Raw genomic sequence first — 20024 nt, 5'->3', positions numbered from 1 at the left:
GGTTTTGTTTTTTGTATAATACCCCGCCCCGTGTGTTTGGGACTCCCTCTTTGGCAACGTTGATGTTTGCGTATGAGTGTTTCGCAACCCTTGGCGAGCGGCATCGCTGCTCCAGCCACGAGGCCCAGCGCGTGAAGGCCTCCTTGAGGGACTCTGGGTCCCTCAAGGAGGCCTTCACGGAACTTCGCGAAACCCGGCCACCTCAGAGCTCGGCAGGCGCATCCCGCACGGAAGACTCCGGCAATTCCCCGGTGAGCGCGAAATCCACCCGCCGCGCCACGGAAACCACCTGGTCCGCGAACCGCTCGTAGAACCGCGCCAGCAACGCCACCGAGATCGCGGGGGCGACGCCGTCGGCCCAGTCCGGCTCGGTGACCAGGGTCATCAGCTCCTCGTACAGCGCGTCGACCCGCTGATCGGAGCGGGCCAGCGAGTGGAACACCTCCGCCGTCGGCCCCTCGATCGCGGCGCCGAGGTCTTCCGCCATCGTGCAGACGAGTCCGGCCATCTCGCCGAAACGTCCGGTGAGCGCGTCGGGGACGGCGAATTCCGGCGCTCGCAAGGCCTGTTCGGCGATGTGCTGGGCGAGATCGCCCATCCGCTCCAGCCGGTCGGCGCAGTACACCGCCGCGAGCACGGTCCGCAGATCGCCCGCGACCGGCGCCTGCAGGGCGAGCAGTTTCTGCGCGGACTCCTCGCATCGGGTCCGCGCCGCGTTCAGTCTGGCCTCGACCGTCGCCAGCTCGGCGGCGGCTTCGACGTCCCGGTCGAGAAAGACCCGGTTCGCCAGGTGCAGTTCTTCGCAGGCCATGCCGCACATACTCGACAGGAGCTCGCCGAGAACGCTCAGCTGACCGTGGAATCGTTCCCTCATATCAGCACTTTCGCAGGTTCGAGGACATAGGTCGCGTACGCCGCGCGGATCACCGGCTGGGCGACGTTGCGCACGGGGACCCCGCCGGGGCTGACCCCTTGTTCGCTGCCGTAGTGCGCGTGCCCGTGCACGGCGAGGGCCGCCTGGGCGTCGTCGATCGGCTCGCACAGCAGATACGACCCCAGGAACGGGTGGATCTCCGGCGGTTCGCCGTGCAGGGTGCCGGGGATCGGCGAGTAGTGGGTCAGCGCGACGGTCACGTCGGGCTGCTCGTGTTCGAGCCCTTCCAGCGCGGTGCGCAGCCGCCTGGCCGCCGCCATGGTGTGCTCGACGAAGTCCTTCATCTCGCGTTCGCCGAACCGGCTCGCGCATTTGCCCGCGAACCCGCCGCCGAAACCCTTGACCCCGGCGACGCCGAGCTTCCCGCCCTCCAGTTCCACCGTGGTCGCCGAACCCTCGAGGACGGTGATCCCGCTTTCCTCCAGCAGCCCGCTGACCGCTTCGGCCGCGTCCGAGTGGTAGTCGTGGTTGCCGAGGACCGAGATCACCGGGACGTCCAGCCCGGCGAACTCGTCGGCCACCACCCTGGCCTCTTCGACGCTGCCGTGCCGGGTGAGGTCGCCCGCGAGCAGCAGCACGTCGGCGTGTTCGGCGATGTTGTCCAGTGCCGGCCGCAGCAGGCCTCGGTTGTCCTCCCCGAGGTGGACGTCCCCGACCGCGGCGACCCGGATCACCGGATCTCCTCGGCGTGCGACGGCTCCCGGACGTCGGCCAGCCGGACGTCGTTGTGCACCAGCTCGGCCGCGATGTGCTCGCAGACGACCGCCTCGATGTCGGCCTTGCGGTTGGCGCACGGGACCTCACCGCTGAGCCGGACCTGGTCGCCGCGCACGGTCACGTGCACGCCGAGTTCGGCGGTCCTCGGGTCTTCCGCCAGCGCCTTGGTCAGCCTGGCGACCAGGTACTGGGGCGCTTCCTCGGGCATCGGAAGCTCCTTTCCGTCGATGATGGACAGTGCCGCGAGCAGGGTCAGGAACGACCACGCGTACGGCGATTCGGCGGTCTCTTCGGCCACCCGGTGCCAGTCGACCTGCTCGCGGAGGTCGCGGGCGATCCGCAGCAGCGGCGCGAAATCGCACCGGTGCGCGCTGAGCACGAGGGTCTTGTCGACGAGCAGGTCGGTCCCGCCGAGCACGGGCGCGGCGGTCGCGCCGACCCGCATCAGTGAAGCGCGGTCGAGCATCTCGTCGGTGACCGGCCGATGGTTGGGCCGGAAGATCAGGTCGACCAGGCAGTCGCCGTCGTAGACCTTGGTGAGCCAGTCCTCCGGCGGATGCTCCCGTCTCAGCCCCGCCGCTTCCAGCGCCGCCGCCGCTTCCTCGATGTCCTCCTCCTTGAGGAAGAGGTCGACGTCGTGCTCGGACGGCGGCCCGCCGCGGGCGTAGACGGCGAGGCCGCCCGCGACGGCGAACCGCACGGCCGTCCGGTCCAAAGTGGACACGACCCTGGTCAGGGTGTGCAGCAGCTCCTTCTCGTTCACGGTCGCTCCCCCACCCCGGTGGCCAGTTCGTGTCCCCTGCCGACGTCCGGTTTCAGCGGTTCGGTCGGGAGTCCTTCGCCTTCCCGCAGTCCCTTGAGGAAGGCTTCGATCGCGTCCTCCGACGAGTATCGCGGCGTCCAGCCCAGCTCCTCCCTGGCACGTGTGCAATCCATCACCGGCAGGTGCAGGACGGCGTCGAAAAGCCCTGGCGTCGCCGGGATCAGATGCAGCGACCAGGCCGCGGCCAGCGCTCGCCGGACGAACGGCGCCGGGACCTTCACCGGCCTGGCGCCGAAGATCCGCGCCAGCGCGCGGGTGTCCAGCACCGGATCGGCGGCGATGTTGAAGGCTCCCTTGACGTCCTGGAGCGCGCAGCGTCGATAGGCGTCGGCCACGTCCTCGGTGTGCGCGGTCTGGATCCTCAGCTGCGGGATGTCCGGGAGCACGGGGATCAGCGACGGCCGCACGAGCTTGCCCGGGACGAACGGGCCGCCGAACAGCCGGCGCTGTTCGGGCGCCGCGGCCTTCTGGAAGAGGAAACCCGGCCGCAGACGTACCACCCGCAGCCGCGGATGGCTCCGGTCGAAGGCTTCGAGAACCCTTTCCACATAAGCCTTTTCCCGGGTGTAGGCGGCCTTCGGTGACCCGTGGGTCGGCCACTCCTCGGTCACCGGGTGGTCGTCGTCCCTCGGCGAGTAAGCGCCGATCGACGACGCGTGCACCAGCGACGGCACCCGCATCTCCTGCGCGGTTTCGAACACCCGGATCGAACCCAGCACATTGGACCGCCAGGTGATCTCGGGCCGGTGCGTGGGCTGGAAGAGCCAGGCAAGGTGGATCACCACGTCGGCGCCGTCGAACACGGCGCGAAGGTCGTCGCGGGCGACGTCGGCGGTGACGAACTCGGTCTTCGGGCTCTCCCAACGGCTCGGGCGCCTCGCCACGCCGACGATCGATCCGACCTCGGGGTCCGCGCCCAGCGCGCGGACCACCGCCGTCCCGACGTTGCCGGTGGCGCCGGTGACCACGATCCGCTTACCGCTCATGGGTACGGTTACCCACCGTCGCCTCGCCTTAATCGGCGCGGAGCCGCTGGACGAGCCGCCGGGCGGGCAGCGCCATCGCCCCCAGCCCGATCGAGGTGGCGACCTCGTCCGTGGGCGTCACGAGCAGGTGGTCGATCTCGCCGACCAGGTCGCGGCATCGATCGAGTTTGCCCGGATCACCCGATCGGGCCACCTCGGCGAGTGCTTCGAGCAGATCGCCGACCACCCCGCGCGCGTGTTCGCCGGGATGCCGGAACGGCTGCCCGCTCCGGGCCGCCTCGCTCACGGCGTCGATCAGCTGGGCGAGCGGGTGCCACAGCGAGACGAGGTTCGCCAACGGTTCCTCGCGGGTCTCACGCCGTCCGCGGAGGTTCAGGTACCGGCCCTCCCGGGTCCACCCGATCGCGTCCTCCGCCTCCGCGACCAGGCTGCGGACGTCCTCCATGCGGTCGTCCAGGCCGTCGGCCGCCTCGCCGCCGCGAACCAGCTCCGCGGTCCTGTCGAGGACGTCGGCGATCGCCGAAGCCAGCCGGGAGGTCGCCGCCCGGAGGCGCTCGCCGTGCAACGGCGGCAGGATCACCGCGTTGAGCACCGCGCCGATCGCCGCCCCCAGTGCGGTTTCCAGCAGCCTGTCCACGAGCAGGACGGGTTCGGTCGCGTTGCCGTAGGAGATCAGCAGCATGCCGGTGATCCCGACCCACACCCCCGATTCGCCGAACCCCCGCCACGAACCGATCAGCAAGCCGATGAAGATGACCAGCCCGAGCGCCACCGTCACCGACGGGATGAGCTGGCCTGCGCCCGCCGCGAGCAGCACACCAACGCTGACGGCACCGACCTGCTGTGCCCAGCCGCGCAGGGACCGGTAGACCGTGGCCTGCACCAGGAACACCGCCGCGTACGGCGCCAGGAAGGGCTGGGGCAGCCGCAGGACCGCCGTCGCGACGATCCACGCGATCACGGCCGCGGCCGTGGCCTTCGCGGTCTGCACGAGACTCCGGCGTTCTTCCCCCGGCACCCGGAACGCACGGGCAACCCAGGCGAACGGGGTCTTCCGGACACCCATCACGGACCCGGGAGACCCAGGTGGACGACCTTGGTCTGGGTCATCTCGTCGAGCAGTTCCGGCCCGTAGCCGTAACCGCTGCCGCTGGCGCCCCGCGGATGGGCGGCACCGCCGGGAGCGCCACCGAAGACGTCGTTGATCTTCACGGTGCCGGCCGGGAGTTCGCGCCAGGCACGCTGCGCGTGGGCCATCGAGGAGGTGAGCACGGTGGCCGCGAGGCCGTACTCGCCGGCGGCCGCCTGTTCGAGTGCCTGGTCGAAGTCCGCGGCCACGGTCACCGGTGCGACCGGGCCGAAGGTCTCTTCGGTCAGGACCCGCATCCCCGGGGTGCATCCGGCGAGGACGGTCGCCGGGTAGTGCGCACCGGGACCGTCGGGCACGAACCCGCCGGCGAGCGGGTCGGCGCCTTGCGCGATCGCCTCCGCGACCTGGGCGTGGACTCCTTCACGGTGGCGCCGGTCGACGAGCGGGGCCAATTTCCGGTGGCCCGCCTCGGCGACCAGCGCGGTGAGGAAGGCGTCCGCGACGTCCTGGTGCACATGGATCCGTTCGACCGAGACACAGATCTGCCCGGAGTTGGCGAAGGCCCCGGTCGCCGCCTGCCCGGCCGCCCAGACCGGGTCCACACCGGCGTCGACGACGAGCGGGTCGTTCCCGCCGTTCTCCAGCAAGGTCTTGGCGCCGGTCCGCGCCGCGCTCGCCGCGATCGAGCGGCCCGCGGCCGTGCCGCCGACATGGGCGACGACGTCGACGTCCGGATGGGCCGCGAGTTCGGCGCCGACGCTTCCGTCGCCCTGCACAGTCTGGAGCACGTCGTCGGGAAGCGCCTGCGCCAGCGCGTTTCCCAGCCAGGCGCCGGTATGCGGGCAGCGTTCGCTCGGCTTGTGCACCACCGTGTTCCCGGTGGCCAGTGCCGCGCCCAGCAGCCCGCAAGCCACGGCGACGGGATCGTTCCACGGGGTCAGCGCGACGACCACGCCCCGGGGTTCCGGCACCATCAGGTCGGTGGCCGACGGATCACCCAACAGGGATTTGCCGCGGTGCACCGGCCCCAGTTCCGCGTACTGCTCCAGGGTCCCGGCTCCGGCCAGGACGCCTTCTTCGGCCTCGTCCCGGGGTTTGCCGGTCTCGCTCTCGATGAGGACGGCGAGTTCGCCCGCTCGCGACCGGAGCGACCTGGCCGCGTCCTTCAGCGCGATCCCGCGTCCGGCCGCCGTCGTGGCGGCCCAGCCCGGGGCCCGCCGCTTCGCCGTGGCGATCGCCGTCTCGACCCCATCCGTCGTCGCCGCCTTGACCGTGCCGACGAGACTGTCGTCGGCCGGATCGCGGATCTCCAGCACGGCAGGCCGGTCCACCGTCGTCATTCGCACCTCCTCGAAGTTTCCCGCCCGCCGGTTACCCGGTGTCGTTTCGCCGAAACGGCGCCGGGGTGGCGCGGAGTTTGCCGCCGCGGCACCCGGGTACCGGAAGAGGGTGACCGACCTCGACTACACGATCGTGATTCCGACGACCGGCCGGGAGAACCTCCACACGCTCCTGGCCGGGATCGAAGCCGCCGGGGAGCCCCGGCCCGCGCGGATCGTCGTCGCCGACGACCGGCCGGGCGGCGACGAACTGCGGCTTCCCCCGTCCAGTACCGAGATCGAAGTGGTCCGGTCCGGCGGGCGCGGTCCGGCCGCGGCCCGCAACGCCGGCTGGCGGCAGGCGAAGTCCGAGTGGATCGCCTTCCTCGACGACGACGTGCTGATCGGCTCGGACTGGCCGCGGAAACTCGCCGAAGACCTGCTCTCCCTCGGACCGGAGACGGCCGCGTCTCAGGCACGCCTCGTCGTACCGCTGCCGCCGGACCGCCGCCCGACCGACGACGAACGCGGGACGGCCGGGCTGGAGACGGCCCGCTGGATCACCGCCGACATGGCCTACCGCCGCGCCGTGCTCGCCGAGGTCGGCGGCTTCGACGAACGCTTTCCCCGTGCCTACCGGGAAGACTCGGATCTGGCCTTGAAGGTCGCCAAGGCGGGCCACCTCATCGCGCGAGGCGAACGCGTCACCGTCCATCCGCCCAAGCGATCGGGCCCGCTGGCCAGCCTGCGCGCCCAGCGGGGCAACGCCGACGACGCGCTCATGCGGCATGAACACGGTGTCCTCTGGCGGCAGCGGACCGGGGCCGGGCACGGACGGCTCGAACGGCACGCGGTGGCCACGGTGAGCGCGGCCGGCGCGGTGGCGCTGTTCGCGCTGGGACGCCGTAAGGCCGCCGCGGCGGCGGCCGGGCTGTGGGCGGGGCTGACCGCGGAGTTCGCGGCGCGCCGGATCGCCCCGGGACCGCTCACTCCCGGCGAGGTGGGACGGATGCTGCTGACCAGCGTGCTCATCCCGCCCGCCGCCTGCTATCACCGGCTTCGCGGGGAGCTGCGGCACCGGCTGTCGCGGCGGCCGCAGGCCGTGCTGTTCGACCGGGACGACACGCTCATCGTCGACGTGCCCTACCTCGACGACCCCGGCGGAGTGCGTCCCGTTCCCGGCGCCGGAGAACTCCTGCACGCGGTCCGCGCGGCGGGGATCAGGGTCGGCGTGGTCAGCAACCAGTCCGGGGTGGCGAAGGGCCTGATCACCCCGGACCGGCTGGCCGCGGTGAACGCCCGCGTCGAAGAGGTGCTCGGCCCGTTCGGCACCTGGCAGGTCTGCGTGCACGACGACGGCGACGGCTGCGCCTGCCGCAAACCCGCGCCCGGCCTGGTGCGGCAGGCCGCGGAGGCGCTCGGCGTGGACGTGCGCCGTTGCGTGGTCATCGGCGACACCGGTGCCGACGTCGACGCCGCCCTCGCCGCCGGGGCCCGCGGGATCCTCGTCCCGACCGCGCGGACCCGGCCGGAGGAGGTCGATCGCGCCCGCCGCCGGGCGACCGTCGCCCGCGATCTCGCCGAAGCCGTCCACCTGGCCGTCGCGGGTGCCCGATGAACGTCCTGGTCGCGAGGATGGACAACCTCGGCGACGTCCTGCTGGCCGGTCCCTGCGTCCGCGCGGTCGCGGCGGGTGCCGGGCGCGTGGTCCTGCTGACCGGTCCCCGTGGCCGCGCGGCGGGCGAACTGCTGCCCGGCGTGGACGAGGTCGTCACCTGGTGCGCGCCGTGGATCGACCCCGAGCCGCCGCCGGTCACCCGGGAGGACACCGAAGCCCTGGTCCGGCGCCTGCGCGGGTTCTCCTTCGACGCGGCGTTCGTGCTGACGTCGTTCCACCAGTCCCCGCTCCCGCTGGCCCTGCTGCTGAGGATGGCGGGCGTGCCCTGGATCGGCGCGATCTGCGAGGACTACCCCGGATCGCTGCTGGATCTGCGGCACCGGGTGCCCGGTGATCCGCCGGAACCGGTGCGGATGCTTTCCCTGGCCGAGGCCGCGGGCTTCTCGTTGCCGCCCGGCGACGACGGCGGTCTCGCCGTCCGCTGGCCCCTGCCGCCGGTGGAGGAGCTGGTCGGCGACGAGGATTACGTGGTCGTCCATCCCGCCGCTTCGGTCCCGGCCCGGCAACCGTCCGCCGGCCGCTCGGCCGCGATCGTGCGGGCACTGCAGGCAGCCGGACGCCGTGTCGTCGTGACCGGCTCCCCGTCGGAAAGCACTCTGACCAGCCGGGTCGCCGGAGACGCGCTCGATCTGGGCGGCCGCACGAACCTGTCCGAGCTGGCGGCCGTGCTCGCCGCGGCGGATGTCGTGGTGGCGCCCAACACCGGCCCCGCCCACCTCGCGGCCGCCGTCGGCACACCCGTGGTCTCCCTGTTCGCCCCCGTCGTGCCGGCCGCCCGGTGGGCGCCGTACGGCGTGCCGTCCGAAGTGCTCGGCGACCAGCACGCGGCGTGCCGGGACAGCCGGGCCCGGGTCTGCCCCGTGCCCGGCCATCCGTGCCTGGACCGTGTCGCGCCCGACGCCGTCGCCGACGCCGTGGCGCGCCTCAGCCGGGTGTGGTCTCGCCGCCCAGCGCGGCGATGACCTCGCCGCTGTAGTACGACGAAAGCCGGTTGGACGCCAGGAAAACGTACGACGGCGCGAGGTCGTCCGGATGAGCGGCGCGCTCGAACGGGACCTGGAGGCCGAACTTCTCCACCTTCTCCGGCGGGAACGTCGACGGGATCAGCGGTGTCCACACCGGACCTGGTGCGACACAGTTGATCCGGACGCCGCGATCGGCCAGCGCCTGCGCCATCGCGTACGTCCAGGCGTGCACGGCTCCCTTGGTCGCGGAGTAGTCGATCAGGGATTTGTTGCCCCGCAAGCCGTTCACCGAGCCGGTGTTGATGATGACCGAACCTTCGCCCAGATGCGGCAACGCGGCGTTCGTCACCCGGAAGAAACTGTGGATGTTCACGTCGAAGGTATGCGTCCACTGCTCGTCGGTGAGCTCCTCCGGGGAGTCGACCGGCCATTGCGTGGCGACGTTGTTGACCAGGATGTCCAGCCCGCCGAGCTCCTTCACCGTCCGGTCCACGATCTCGCGGCATTGGGCCGCTTCGGCGAGATCACCCGGTAGGAGGAGGCACTCGCGCCCTTCGGCGCGGACGCGTTCCTCGGTGTACTTCGCGTCCTCGTGCTCGTTGAGATACGCGATCGCCACGTCGGCGCCTTCTTTCGCGAAGGCGATGGCGACCGCGCGGCCGATCCCGGAGTCGCCGCCGGTGATCAAGGCACGCTTGCCCGCCAGCAGCTCGCGGCCCTCGTAATCCTCCATGGAGTCACGAGGCGGCGGGTCCATTTTCGACGTCACTCCCGGCGGTTCCTGCTGCTGCGGCGGCCGGAGCTTCTCTGCCATCGGGTTCCCTCCCGTCGGGTGCTTTCGCGACGGTTACCCGGATGGCCGCTTTCTCGAACATCCCCGGTCTCTGCGGCCGCGCGGGGTTCGCAGATGTCGCGAAAGCCACTTTCGCAACGTTGAAGGTTGCGAAAGTGGCTTTCGCAACCCCTGTGATCAAGCGCGGTCTCGTGCGCTCGGAGGGACGGCGCCCGTGTCGGAAGAGACGGCACGCGTGTCCAGACGGACGACACGCGTGTCAGAAGAGACGGCACGTGTGTCAGAAGGGACGGCACGCGTGTCCAGACGGACGACACGCCGCGGACCCCCGACCCGCGCGCGTCGTCCCGCCGATCACGCGTGTCGTCCGCCCAGTCACGCGTGCCGTCCGCCCAGTCACGCGTGCCGTCCCTCCGGTCACGCGAGCCGAAGCCTCAGTGCACCCGCCGATCCCCGGCAACCCCCCGGTACCGGATCGTCCACAGACTCCGCCGGATGTAGGTGCGCTGCAACCACCGGTCCCGCCCGTTGTGCCGCGCGAAGAACTGCGACCGCGCGTGCAGGCCCTTCCGGTTGTTGATCAGCAGCGCCGTCCCCGGCTCCAGCTTCACCTGGTGCGCGACCTCGCGGCAGACCCGCTGCAGCTCCTCCAGCGCCTGTTCCGCCTCGACGGTCTCCCCCACCACGCCGTTCGCCGAAACCGCCACTTCCGGCGACTCCGCCGGGCCGGAGATCACCGGCACGAGGTCGGAGAGCACGTCCGCCCCCTTGGCCACGTCGCGCACGTAGCTGCCGGGCGCGTTGAGCCGGAACAGCGGGCGGCGCAGGACGTCGAGCACCTCCGGGTCCAGGGCGGCCGAGATGTCCCTGCCGTCGGCGTAATAGGTGACGGCTTCCTTGTTGCCGTCCTGGCGGACGCAGTTCAGCACCAGGAAGTCCGGATTGGACACGTCGTAGCGGCCGACCTCATCGTGCACGATGTCGTTGTGGAAGTTCAGGAACACGTGCGAGCTCTGGTTCGTCTGGCTCCGCGCCCCGGCCGACACCGGCACGACGTCGTGCACGAGCCGCCCGCTCTTCTCGGTGGTGAACCCGACGGGCTCGCCGAGCAGCTGGCTCAGTCCCAAAAGGACGGTCTCGGCGACGAACGTCTTCTTGTCCTTGCTGGGCTCGCCGTCGATCGGCGTCTCCGGCAGTTCCGGATCCACCGGCAGGTTGCGCACGAGCGCGACGCCGGGGGTGTCGACGTGCCTGCCGAAGTCCAGGATCGTCTGAAGCTGGTCGATCGGCAGCTTCGAGAACGTGACACGGAGCATCGCCAGCGAACGGTCGATGTCGTCGACGGGGTTCGGGAACGATCGCAGGTCGCTCCCGACGGTGTCCCGGACCTCGTCGTCGAGGACGATCTCGGCGAAGGTGCTGACTAGGGTTTCCTTGCTGGTCATGGTGTCCTATCCACTTTCCGCCGCCGCTGGACCGGCGGTCTCGTCTTGAACCTGGAGATGAGGGTGAGCGCGGGGGCGGTGGCGATCGTCGACACCAGCGTCATGATCACGAGCATCGCGAACACCGCCGGGCTGATCACCTTCAGCTGGAGGCCGACGTTGAGCACCACCAGTTCCGTCAGCCCCCGGCAGTTCATGAGCGCCCCGAGGGAGAGCGATTCGCGCCAGCCGACCCCGGTCAGCCGCGCCGCGGTCGTGCTGCCCACCCACTTCCCGAACACCGCCACCGCCGTGATCAGCACGGTCCAGAGCCACAGCGATCCGGAGCCGAGCAGGCTGAACTCGGTGTGCAGCCCGGTGTAGGCGAAGAACAGCGGCAGCAGCAACGTCAGGGTCACGCTGCCGAGCTTCCCGGCGGCGCGGGCGACGACCGGATCCTTCCGCGGCGCGATCACCCCGAAGAGGAAGGCTCCGAAGATCGCGTGGATGCCGATCTCGTTGGTGGCCAGCGCCGACAGCATGATCCCGCCGAGCAGGATCGCGAGGACCGCGGATTCCGGCACGCGCGCGAGCACCTTGGCCAGCAGTGGCCGGACGACGTAGATCATCGCCACGACGAACACCAAGGTGAGCCCGACAGTCAGGAAGACCTCCGATGGCGTCCCGCCCTGGCTGACGGCGACCACCACGGCCAGCAGGCACCAGGCGGCGACGTCGTCGACGGCGGCGCAGGTGAGCGCGAGCGCGCCCAGCGGTGTCTTGGAAAGCCCACGATCCGTCAGGATCCGCGCCAGCACCGGGAACGCCGTCACGCTCATGGAAACCGCGATGAACAACCCGAAGGCGAGGAAGCCGACGTCACCGCCGAAGGCCGGGTACATGCCGAGCGCGAGCACGATGCCGCAGACCATCGGCAGCGCGATGCTGACCTGGCTGACGGTCACGGCGGTGAACCCGCGCCGCCGCACCGCGTCCAGGTCGATCTCGGAACCCACCAGGTACATGAAGAAGATCAAACCCAGCTGCGACAGGATGTTGATCGCCGAGACCACGCCACCCGGGAACAGCCAGCCGAACGCGCCGGGCCAGACGATCCCGAACAGCGACGGCCCCAGGAGGATGCCGGCGACGATCTCGCCGATCACCGCGGGCTGGCCGAGCCGCCGGGCCAGGACACCCGCCAGATGGCAGGCGCCCAGGATCACCGGAAGCGCGACCAGCAGACGAGCGTAGGTGTCGGGTCCGCCGCCCGCCGCCTTGGCCCCCGCGCTCGCGACAGGCGCGTAGGCCGACCCGAGACCGAGCACCACGACGACGACCGCCACCGGAACCGCGATCAACGCGGCCCCGACGAGGATCCGGCGCAGCGCGGTACGCCCGCTTCGCTCCTGTACAGCCGATTCCATCTAGTCTCCTTGAGCGGCACGCAGTTCCAGCGTGCAGCATTTGACGCTGCCGCCCGCCTTGAGCAATTCGGACAGGTCGGCGCCGATCGGTTCGAAGCCGTGTTCCCGCAGTTGCGCGGTCAGCTCGGTGGCCGCCTGCGGGAGCACGACGTGCTTGCCGTCTGAGACGGCGTTGAGGCCGAACACGGACGCGTCGGCCTCGGAAGCCAGGATCGCGTCGGGGTAAAGCTCCTTCAGCAGCAGACGGCTGTCCTCGGAGAACGCCCCCGGGTAGTACATGACCGTGTCCTCGTCGAGGACGGCGAGTGCCGTGTCGAGGTGGTAGTACCGCGGGTCGATCAGCGTCAGCTTGGTCACCGGACGGCCGAAGAACTCGCGGGATTCGTTGTGCGCCTCCGGGTTCGTGCGGAACCCGGTGCCCGCGAGGATCGTCTTCCCGGCGACGAGATAGTCGCCTTCCCCCTCGTTGACCCACTGCGCCTGCCGCACGTAGCGGTATCCGTTGTCGCGGAACCACTTGAGGTACGCGTCGGACTCCCCTGCCCGCTGCACGTGGTGGAACCGCGCCACGAGCACCTGCCCGTCGACCACGGTGGCGCCGTTGGCCGCGAACACCATGTCGGGCAGGCCGGGCAGCGGATCGAGCAGCTCGACGCGATGCCCCAGGTCGCCGTACAGATCACGCAGCCACTCCCACTGCGCGATGGCCAGCTCGGTGTCCGTCGGTTTCTTCGGGTCCATCCAGGGGTTGATCGAGTACTCGACGTCGAAATACGTCGGTCTGACCATCAGGTAGTGCCGTTGGGTGGCAGTCCGTGACACGCTTCCTCCAAGCGGAATACGGGGCTATTTCTGGGTTTCACTCAGTTTGACCTCGATCTTCCCGGCCAGGTCGTTCGCGTTGCGCATGGCTTCGTCGAAGGTCGCGCCGAGTGCGCCGATGCCGCCGAAGATGTTGTTGCCGAGCGGCGGGCGCTTGATCAGGTCACCCGGTTTGGCGAAGATCTTGAGGTAGTACAAGGCTTCCGATTCGTTCACCGCGGGCGGGACGTCGATCGAGGCGATCACCCCGCCGGGGCAGATCAGGCACATCGCGGCGGTGTGCAGCCCGGTCGGGCTGAAATGGTGGACTTCCGGCCGGACACCGCGGGAGACGTCCATGAGCCCCCGGATCGGGTCGTAGCCGGCCGAAAGCCGTGCCATATGGTCGAGTCCGCCGCCGCCCGGCCGCACGGCGATCTCCAGCAGGAACGGTTTGCCCTGGTGGAAACGGACTTCGGCGTGCAGCGCGCCGCGGGTGAGGCCCTGCGCTCGCACGCCGGCGGCCACCACCGCGTGCACCTCGGCCACCTGCTCCGCGGTGAGCGAAGTGGGCGCGTGGTGCACGTCGTCGTCGAAGGTCTCCCCCTCCGAGGTGACTCTGTCCACAATGGAACCGAGGTAGACCTCGTCGTCCCAGGCGACCGCTTCGATGAGATGTTCGTGACCGTCCAGAAAGGACTCGACGAGCAGGCCGTGCGGACCGAGGTCCAGCCCTTCGGCCTCCATGTTGTACCAGGACATCCCGTCGATGCCTTCGCGTGCCTGCGCGTAGCGTTCCCGCATCTTCTCCTCGTCGTCGACCCGGAAGACGAAGTTGCTGGCCGCGCCGAGGGTCGGTTTGAGGATCACCGGATAGCCGAAGTCCTCGGCCGCTTGAAGAGCCGCGTCGAGGTCTTCGACGAACCGGTAGTCCGGATGCGCGGCGCCGCCCTTTTCGTGTGCCTGCCGCATGATCAGCTTGTTCCGGCTGGTCCGCGCCGCGTCCACGCCGATCCCGGGCAGGCCGAGCGCCTCGGCGACCGCGGCGACCAGGACGACACCGGACTCGGAGAAGGTGAGCACGCCGTCGAAGGATTCTTCCGCGTGCCAGGCCTTCGCGTGCCGGATCAGGTCGTCGATGTGGTTGCTGCCGGCGATCCGGTAGCGCTCGGACGGCCAGAGATCCTCGGTGCCGACGCCGTTGAGCACGTACAGCACCCCGCCGAAATCCTCGATCTGCTGGTACCGGGGCAGGTAGTAGTAGGAGTTCTGGCTGGCTTCCAGCGCGAGCAGTTTCACGACACACCTCGTAGGGCAGGACGGATCGGGTGGACACCGCCCGCTCGCACGAGCGGCCGGTCGAGCGGTTCGAGTCCGGTCCGGGCCGGGTCGGCGCCGGTCAGACGCGCGGCGAGGGACCGGGCGATCAGCGGGGCGAATTTGAAGGACGAGCCGCCGCACGCCGCGTAGGACAGGACCCGGTCGCCGAGGACGGCGAGCAGCGGGCCGAGGGTGGAGCGCCGGGCCAGGTAGTGGCAGTCCCGGGTGTCGACCAGCCAATCCCGGCGGAAACCCGGGATCAGCGCGGCGAACGTGTCGATCAGGTGCTCACGCCACCACGAAGGCACCGTGGCGCCGCCGATCTCGTCGACGACGCGGCACGCGCTCGCGGCACTGAGCTTCAACGGCGTCCCGGCGACGGGCGGCACCAGCCACGCGCCACCCGCCGCGCCGAGCGAGGTGACCGCCGGGGTGGCGGCCCACGCCGCGGCGTCGGCGGGCGGGACGTCGCAGTAGAGCATCGTCTGCCGGTGCAGTACGAGTTCCCTGGACAGCGCGGGGGCCAGCAGTTCACGGGACCACGGGCCGGCCGCCACCAGGACGGCGTCGCCGCGAAGGATCGCGCCGTCGGCCAGCCGGACCTCGGCCCGGTCGGCGTCGATCCCGATCACCTTGCGGTGCGGGTGGAGTTCCGCGTTCGCGTGCCACCGCAGGCGGGTGGCGCACGCCGTCAGCACCCGGTCGGCGAGCAGGACCCCCGCGTGCGCTTCGAAGACCGCGCCCGTCCCCGGCACGAACCCGGCGTGCGGGAACTCCGCGGCGAGTTCGCCCGCGCCGAGCACTTCCGCCTTCGACCCCGCCGTGGACAGCAGATCCCGCGCGGCCGCCGCCTCGTCCGGCGGCATCGCGGTGAGCGCGCCGACCTGTTCGTAGAACGACGTGGACAACGTGTGCTCAAGGTCGAGCCACGCGTGATGCGCCGAGACCGCGGCGGCCGTGGCCGCGGGGTCGCCGGGATGCAACGCGCGCAGCACGCGGTGCCGGTCGAACGAGGTCGCGCCGGAGAACGGGATGTCCGCCTGGTCGGCGAGCACCACTCGGTGCCCGGCCGACACGCATTCCAGCGCCGTCAGCAGCGCGATGACGCCGCCGCCCGCGAGCACGACTCGCATGGTCTTCCCCCTCCGGGCGAAAGTTCGTTCGGGCACCACGAGGTACCCGGATGCCACTGCTGGGACGGCGGCATCCGGGCCTTACCCCCGTTGGGCAAGGATTTCAGGAGGCGCGCGGGGTCACGAACGTGTCGTTGATGACGTAGCCGTCGAGGCCGTACGTCTCCCCGTACTCGATGAGATCGCTGGTGCGGTTGAGGAAACCGCGCCCGTTGTTGTTCAGCGAGGTGTTGCACAGCACGCTGAACCCGGTCTGCTCGCGGAACGCCTCGAGCAGGTCGGTGATGCCGGCGTTGCGTTCCCGCGTCACCGTCTGGGTGCGCGCGGTCCCGTCGACGTGCGTGATGGCCTTCAGCTCGTCGGAGGTGACGTGGTTGAAGTACAGCATGTACGGATCCTGCACCGAGCCGACGAACCATTTGGGGGCGTCGGATTCCAGCGCGATCGGGGCGATCGGGCGGTAGTCCTCGCGGCGCTTGATCTTGTTGAGCCGCACGGTGGTGTCCACGGTGAACGGCGCGGCGAGGATCGACCGGTTGCCCAGCGCCCGCGGGCCCATCTCGTACCGGCCGCGTGCCCAGCCGATGATGTTGCCGTCCTTGAGGTACTTCGCGACCTCACTCGCCACGAGCGGCCGCGTCTCGTACTTCGCGGGATCCGGGACGACGTCCTCGACGAAGTTCTCCCCCGCGTAGACGTCCCACTCGATGGTCGCCTGTCCGGTGTAGAACCATTGCGCGTCGATGGCCGTGCCCAGCGCGGAACCGCTGTCGTTGGGGCACGGCGGCACGAACACCGAGGAGAACAAGCCGCTCTCCCGCCACAACCGGTTCCAGTCGCAGTTCAGGCCGCAGCCGCCCGAGATCAGCAACGGCAGGCCTTCGGTCAGGTTCTTCTCCGCGTAGTCGTAGAACCGGTCGAAGATCGCCTGCGAGTGTTTCGCCGCCGCGTTGCGGTATTCCTGCGACCACACCCCGGCGTTGTACAGATGGGACCAGGACATCTCCTCTTTGGACAGACCGAGGATGATGCCGTCGCGGTCGAGGATGAAGTCGATGGTCTTCTGCTCGTCCGGCGTGAGCGGGCCCGGCTCGGCGAACCCGGTCAGCGCCATCTGCTTGCCGGCGTCGTTGAACCGGAACTTCCCCTTGCCCAGCGGGAAACCCGGGTCCGCCAGCGCGAAGAGATACGCGTACTTCGCGCCGGGGTCGGTCAGGACGTGCTGCAGGTGGGTCGCCTCGCCGCGCTCGTCGATCCGGTAGAAGTCACCGATGTTCCCTTCCCACACCAGGGAGTAGTACGCCTGGCCGGGTGCCGCGGGGGCCATCCCGAGGGAGGTGTAGATATGCGAGCGCTCGTGGGTGGAGGAGAAGTATCGCACGTCCTTGCCGAAGAACTTGCCCGCCTCGTCGGAGATCGCGCCCTCGCCGACACCGAAGTATCCGGTGCGGGACGGCGGTTCCACCGAGAACTCCCCCTTGACCCAGCCGCCGAGCGCGACCACGTCGGGCTGCCTGTCCAGCATGCCCGCCGCGCGCGCCATCAGCTCGCCGGTGATCCGGTCGTAGCGCGGGTAGTTGTCCTTTTCCGACTCCAGCGCGAACAGCAGCTTGCCGTCCTCGATCGCCACGATCCCGCCATCGTGGCCCTCCTTCATCGACAGAATCAGCATTGTGTCACCGAATTTCGCTCGCCTTCATTCGTCGACTCATTCAAGCCGCGCGGCCCGTTGACCGGAAGCGCCGCGCGGGGAGAACAATCAACCTTCGGACGAGCCGCCCGGCAGGGTGCGCACGGCCTCGTGGCGCAGCGATTCGAACGCGTTCTTCCGTGCCCGGTGCCCGGCCATCGGGACGGCGGCGGCGAACGGGCCCGGTTCTCGCTGCCGTTCGGAGGCGAACGCGCTGACCAACCGGGAGACCGCGTACCGGCCGGCGACGTTGGCGCGCTGGAGAAGCCCGGCGTCCACCACGGACTCGAGGAGCTCGTCGGCGGTCTCGATCATGATGCCCATCGCCGCGGCGACACCGATCGACGTCGTCCAGCCCGCCCCGCTCTGCCCGAAGTGGTGGATGGCCTCCCGTTCGTTGGGCGAAAGTTGTTCGTAGGCCGCGGTATACCGGTCCCGCACGTTGACGTCACCGACACAGAGGCTGTCCATCAGCCGTTCGCGATCGGCGAGCTGGCCCGCCGTGTACGCGATCGCCCATTCCGGGCGGGCGGCGATCTTACGGCCGACGATGTTGACCGCCAGCGGAAGATCGCCGCACAGTTCGGCGATCATGTCGGTGGCGTCGTGCTCCGCCCGCACCCGGGCCGGTCCGGCGATCCGGCCGATCAAGGCCATGGATTCCTTGCGGGAAAACGTATCCAGCTCGACACGGTTCGTGTCCTCCAGCCCGAGCAGCCGCGCGCGGCTGGTGAGCACGACCTGGCTGTGCGGGGCCTGGCCGAGCAATGGCCGCACCTGCCCCTCGTCCCTGACCCCCGCCAGGAGCACGAACAACCTGCGTTCCGCCAGCAGGGATCGGTACAGCCCGATCCGCTGCATCGGGTCGTCCGGCACGAGATGCGCCGGCACGCCGAGCGCGCGCAGGAATCCGCGCACGATCCCGTTGGCCGAGCGGCCACCGGCCCCGCTGCCACCCAGATCGGCGTAGAGCTGCCCGTCCGGGAAGTCCGCCGCCACCTCTTCCGCCAGCCGCAAGGCGAAAGCCGTCTTCCCCACGCCGATCGGGCCACTGACGAGCAACGGCACCTTGACCGGTCCGCTCGCCCCGATCATCTCCGCGGCGCCGGCCAGATCCCCTTCCCTGCCGACGAAAGTCCTCGATCCCATCGGCAGCTGGGCCGGACGGGCGAGGCGGATGACGCCGGATGCCAACGCGTGCACGCCATCCGGCGGCGCTTCGGCCGGCGGTGGCACGGGCGCGCGTTCCTCGCCGCCGCCCCCGGCCTGCCCGGCCACGCTCCGCCAGCGCCGTTCCCACGCCGCGCGGTCCCCACCGCACGCGGAGACGAACGCCAGCGTCACGGCGAGCGTGGGCAGCCGGTGGCCGCTGGCCGCGCTGGACAGCACGGAAGGTGCGAACAGTGCCGTCCTGGCGAGTTCCCGGTAACTCGGGTTTCCCGCCCGGTTCCTCAAAACGCGCAGATCGTGAGCGAATGCGGCGATCGGACCAGTGGAGCCGTCCAACGGTCGCTCGGGTCTGCCCATGCCTTCTCCTCCCCTGGATGGGGTAACGCAATCGCACTGCGTGACCGTCATCCCTGCAGCCTTCCTGGCCACAACCCTAAAGGACCAATGAACCATGCAGCAGATACAAATAGGTGACTCAATGTACAAAGTCCAATAGTTGGACGCGGAAATTCACCCCCTTGGTGGCACCGGATAGGGTTCGCCCATGTCTGACCCCCTGCCGCCACTCGCCGAACTCCGGCGGACCGCCGAAGTGTTCAACGGCTTCGCGAATCCGGACGCCTCGTGGCTTCGACTCGTAGAAGAAACGCGGTCCGCGATCGACCTGTCACAGCCCGCACATCGCACAATTCTTCTTCGCTGGCTCAACTCGTGGGGATGCCGAATCCGGTACCCGCGGGAAGGCGAACCCGCCCCCTTCGACGAAGGGATCCTGGCCTGGTGGGAGACCTGGGGCACCACCCTGCCCACCGCCGATCTCGCCGACCTGACGGACGAGGGGATCGACACCGCCGCGAAGGCGTACGCGGACCTCGCGGGTGTCGTCGTCTCGGCGGGACGGATCAGGCGTACGCTGGGCCCGACCGCCGCGGCCAAGGCACTGTATGCGTTGCGGCCCAACACGATCATGCCGTGGGACGCCGCCATCGCGGCCGCCGTCCACGGCGCGCGTGACGGCGCCGCGTTCGGGAGACATCTGCGGCTCGGCCGCGCGTGGGCCACCGCGGTGATCGCGGAGGCGGGAGACGGCGGGGCGGGGATCCCCGCCCTGATGGGCAGGCCCGTGTCACTGGCGAAGATCCTCGACGAATACCTTTACGTCGCCTTCACCATGGGCGCCAAGGGTGACTGGGGAACAGACAGCGGAGAATGGTGGAAAAATGGTAACCGGGGATGACGTCAGAGAGATCGTTTCGGGACTCCCCCGCGCCTATGAGGCGCTGGTCCGGGACCGGGCGAAGTTCCGCGTGGGGCGAATCGTCTTCCTTTCGCTCTCTCCCGACGAAACCGTGATGGGATTCGGCTATCCCAAAGAAGAGCGGGAAGCGCTGGTGGCGGGCGAGCCGGACAAGTTCATGATGCCGATTCAGTCCGATATGCGCTATCAGTGGGTCCGCGCCCGGCTGTCCGCGCTCGATTACGAAGAGTTACGAGAGTTGATCGTCGACTCGTGGCGAATGTGCGTCCCGAAGAAGGTCTGGGCGGAATACCTGGAAAAGAATCCGAGCTGAACCGCTCCTTTCGGCGTGCGCCGTTCAGCCCTCCCGATTGCCCTTTTCGGTCCCGTGAATTCCCTTTCGGGCGAACGCCGGTAGAAATCCGGTGCCGCCGGAGCCAGGTCCGTGAGGGCCTCCTTCCCTACCCTGAAGGTAGGCAAGGAGGCCCTCACTGCTTGCCGGACCCGGACGGCACCC

18 protein-coding genes are annotated in these 20024 nt (G+C 69.9%); 4 read left to right on the top strand and 14 right to left on the bottom strand.

Annotated elements, in window-relative coordinates; all coding sequences use genetic code 11:
• Positions 1–202 precede the first annotated feature (202 nt).
• From ACFWIW_RS41165 to ACFWIW_RS41140, 6 genes are read right to left on the bottom strand one after another with little or no spacing between them, the layout of a single operon-like run.
• Positions 203–874, bottom strand: coding sequence for a phosphate uptake regulator PhoU (locus ACFWIW_RS41165; RefSeq protein ID WP_378373452.1), 672 nt, complete (start codon positions 872–874; stop codon positions 203–205).
• Positions 871–1608 carry a metallophosphoesterase gene (locus tag ACFWIW_RS41160; RefSeq protein ID WP_378373451.1) on the bottom strand — a complete coding sequence of 246 codons (738 nt, stop codon included), beginning with the start codon at positions 1606–1608 and terminating at the stop codon, positions 871–873. The genes ACFWIW_RS41165 and ACFWIW_RS41160 overlap by 4 nt, the downstream gene beginning before the upstream one ends.
• Positions 1605–2414 (bottom strand): nucleotidyltransferase family protein, encoded by an 810-nt coding sequence (locus ACFWIW_RS41155; protein ID WP_378373450.1) that lies wholly within the window; start codon positions 2412–2414, stop codon positions 1605–1607. The genes ACFWIW_RS41160 and ACFWIW_RS41155 overlap by 4 nt, the downstream gene beginning before the upstream one ends.
• Positions 2411–3460 (bottom strand): NAD-dependent epimerase/dehydratase family protein, encoded by a 1050-nt coding sequence (locus ACFWIW_RS41150; protein WP_378373449.1) that lies wholly within the window; start codon positions 3458–3460, stop codon positions 2411–2413. Before ACFWIW_RS41150 ends, ACFWIW_RS41155 begins: the two co-directional genes overlap by 4 nt.
• A gap of 28 nt (positions 3461–3488) precedes the next feature.
• Positions 3489–4526 carry an aromatic acid exporter family protein gene (locus tag ACFWIW_RS41145; RefSeq protein ID WP_378373448.1) on the bottom strand — a complete coding sequence of 346 codons (1038 nt, stop codon included), beginning with the start codon at positions 4524–4526 and terminating at the stop codon, positions 3489–3491.
• On the bottom strand, positions 4526–5890 hold the full coding sequence (locus ACFWIW_RS41140; protein ID WP_378373447.1) for an aldehyde dehydrogenase family protein: 1365 nt from the start codon (positions 5888–5890) through the stop codon (positions 4526–4528). The genes ACFWIW_RS41145 and ACFWIW_RS41140 overlap by 1 nt, the downstream gene beginning before the upstream one ends.
• A 109-nt stretch (positions 5891–5999) precedes the next feature.
• Here ACFWIW_RS41140 and ACFWIW_RS41135 point away from each other — a divergent pair, with 109 nt between their 5' ends.
• Both ACFWIW_RS41135 and ACFWIW_RS41130 read left to right on the top strand, forming a co-directional pair.
• Entirely contained in the window at positions 6000–7487 is a 1488-nt protein-coding gene (locus ACFWIW_RS41135) for an HAD-IIIA family hydrolase (RefSeq protein ID WP_378373446.1), read from the top strand.
• The gene (locus ACFWIW_RS41130) at positions 7484–8509 is read left to right on the top strand and encodes a glycosyltransferase family 9 protein (RefSeq protein ID WP_378373445.1); all 1026 of its coding nucleotides are present in this window, start codon (positions 7484–7486) and stop codon (positions 8507–8509) included. The genes ACFWIW_RS41135 and ACFWIW_RS41130 overlap by 4 nt, the downstream gene beginning before the upstream one ends.
• Here ACFWIW_RS41130 and ACFWIW_RS41125 read toward each other — a convergent pair.
• The 8 genes from ACFWIW_RS41125 to ACFWIW_RS41090 all read right to left on the bottom strand — a co-directional run bounded on the left by ACFWIW_RS41125 (position 8472) and on the right by ACFWIW_RS41090 (position 18627).
• On the bottom strand, positions 8472–9326 hold the full coding sequence (locus ACFWIW_RS41125) for an SDR family oxidoreductase (protein WP_037344327.1): 855 nt from the start codon (positions 9324–9326) through the stop codon (positions 8472–8474). The genes ACFWIW_RS41130 and ACFWIW_RS41125 overlap by 38 nt on opposite strands.
• 413 nt (positions 9327–9739) lie before the next feature.
• The gene (locus tag ACFWIW_RS41120) at positions 9740–10750 is read right to left on the bottom strand and encodes a TauD/TfdA family dioxygenase (protein ID WP_378373444.1); all 1011 of its coding nucleotides are present in this window, start codon (positions 10748–10750) and stop codon (positions 9740–9742) included.
• Positions 10747–12156, bottom strand: a complete 1410-nt coding sequence (locus ACFWIW_RS41115) for a cation:proton antiporter (protein ID WP_378373443.1) — start codon at positions 12154–12156, stop codon at positions 10747–10749. The genes ACFWIW_RS41120 and ACFWIW_RS41115 overlap by 4 nt, the downstream gene beginning before the upstream one ends.
• Complete coding sequence (gene ddaH / locus ACFWIW_RS41110) at positions 12157–12978, bottom strand: dimethylargininase (protein ID WP_378373442.1); 822 nt, start codon at positions 12976–12978, stop codon at positions 12157–12159.
• A gap of 24 nt (positions 12979–13002) precedes the next feature.
• Positions 13003–14256 (bottom strand): ATP-grasp domain-containing protein, encoded by a 1254-nt coding sequence (locus ACFWIW_RS41105; RefSeq protein WP_378373441.1) that lies wholly within the window; start codon positions 14254–14256, stop codon positions 13003–13005.
• The gene (locus ACFWIW_RS41100) at positions 14253–15410 is read right to left on the bottom strand and encodes an NAD(P)/FAD-dependent oxidoreductase (RefSeq protein WP_378373440.1); all 1158 of its coding nucleotides are present in this window, start codon (positions 15408–15410) and stop codon (positions 14253–14255) included. The genes ACFWIW_RS41105 and ACFWIW_RS41100 overlap by 4 nt, the downstream gene beginning before the upstream one ends.
• 103 nt (positions 15411–15513) lie before the next feature.
• Positions 15514–17082: a carbamoyltransferase C-terminal domain-containing protein gene (locus ACFWIW_RS41095; protein ID WP_378373439.1), complete on the bottom strand. Its 1569-nt coding sequence runs from the start codon at positions 17080–17082 to the stop codon at positions 15514–15516.
• Between the two features lie 87 nt (positions 17083–17169).
• The gene (locus tag ACFWIW_RS41090; protein WP_378373438.1) at positions 17170–18627 is read right to left on the bottom strand and encodes an NB-ARC domain-containing protein; all 1458 of its coding nucleotides are present in this window, start codon (positions 18625–18627) and stop codon (positions 17170–17172) included.
• Between the two features lie 187 nt (positions 18628–18814).
• On the opposite strand from ACFWIW_RS41090, the gene ACFWIW_RS41085 reads away from it, so the two are divergent.
• Together ACFWIW_RS41085 and ACFWIW_RS41080 are read left to right on the top strand one after the other, a co-directional pair.
• Positions 18815–19507: a hypothetical protein gene (locus tag ACFWIW_RS41085; RefSeq protein WP_378373437.1), complete on the top strand. Its 693-nt coding sequence runs from the start codon at positions 18815–18817 to the stop codon at positions 19505–19507.
• Complete coding sequence (locus ACFWIW_RS41080; protein WP_378373436.1) at positions 19491–19841, top strand: MmcQ/YjbR family DNA-binding protein; 351 nt, start codon at positions 19491–19493, stop codon at positions 19839–19841. Before ACFWIW_RS41085 ends, ACFWIW_RS41080 begins: the two co-directional genes overlap by 17 nt.
• The last annotated feature ends 183 nt before the right edge of the window (positions 19842–20024 follow it).

The organism is Amycolatopsis sp. NPDC058340, from assembly GCF_042723975.1.
GTDB lineage: Bacteria > Actinomycetota > Actinomycetes > Mycobacteriales > Pseudonocardiaceae > Amycolatopsis.
This window is presented reverse-complemented; position numbering and strand designations above follow the sequence as displayed.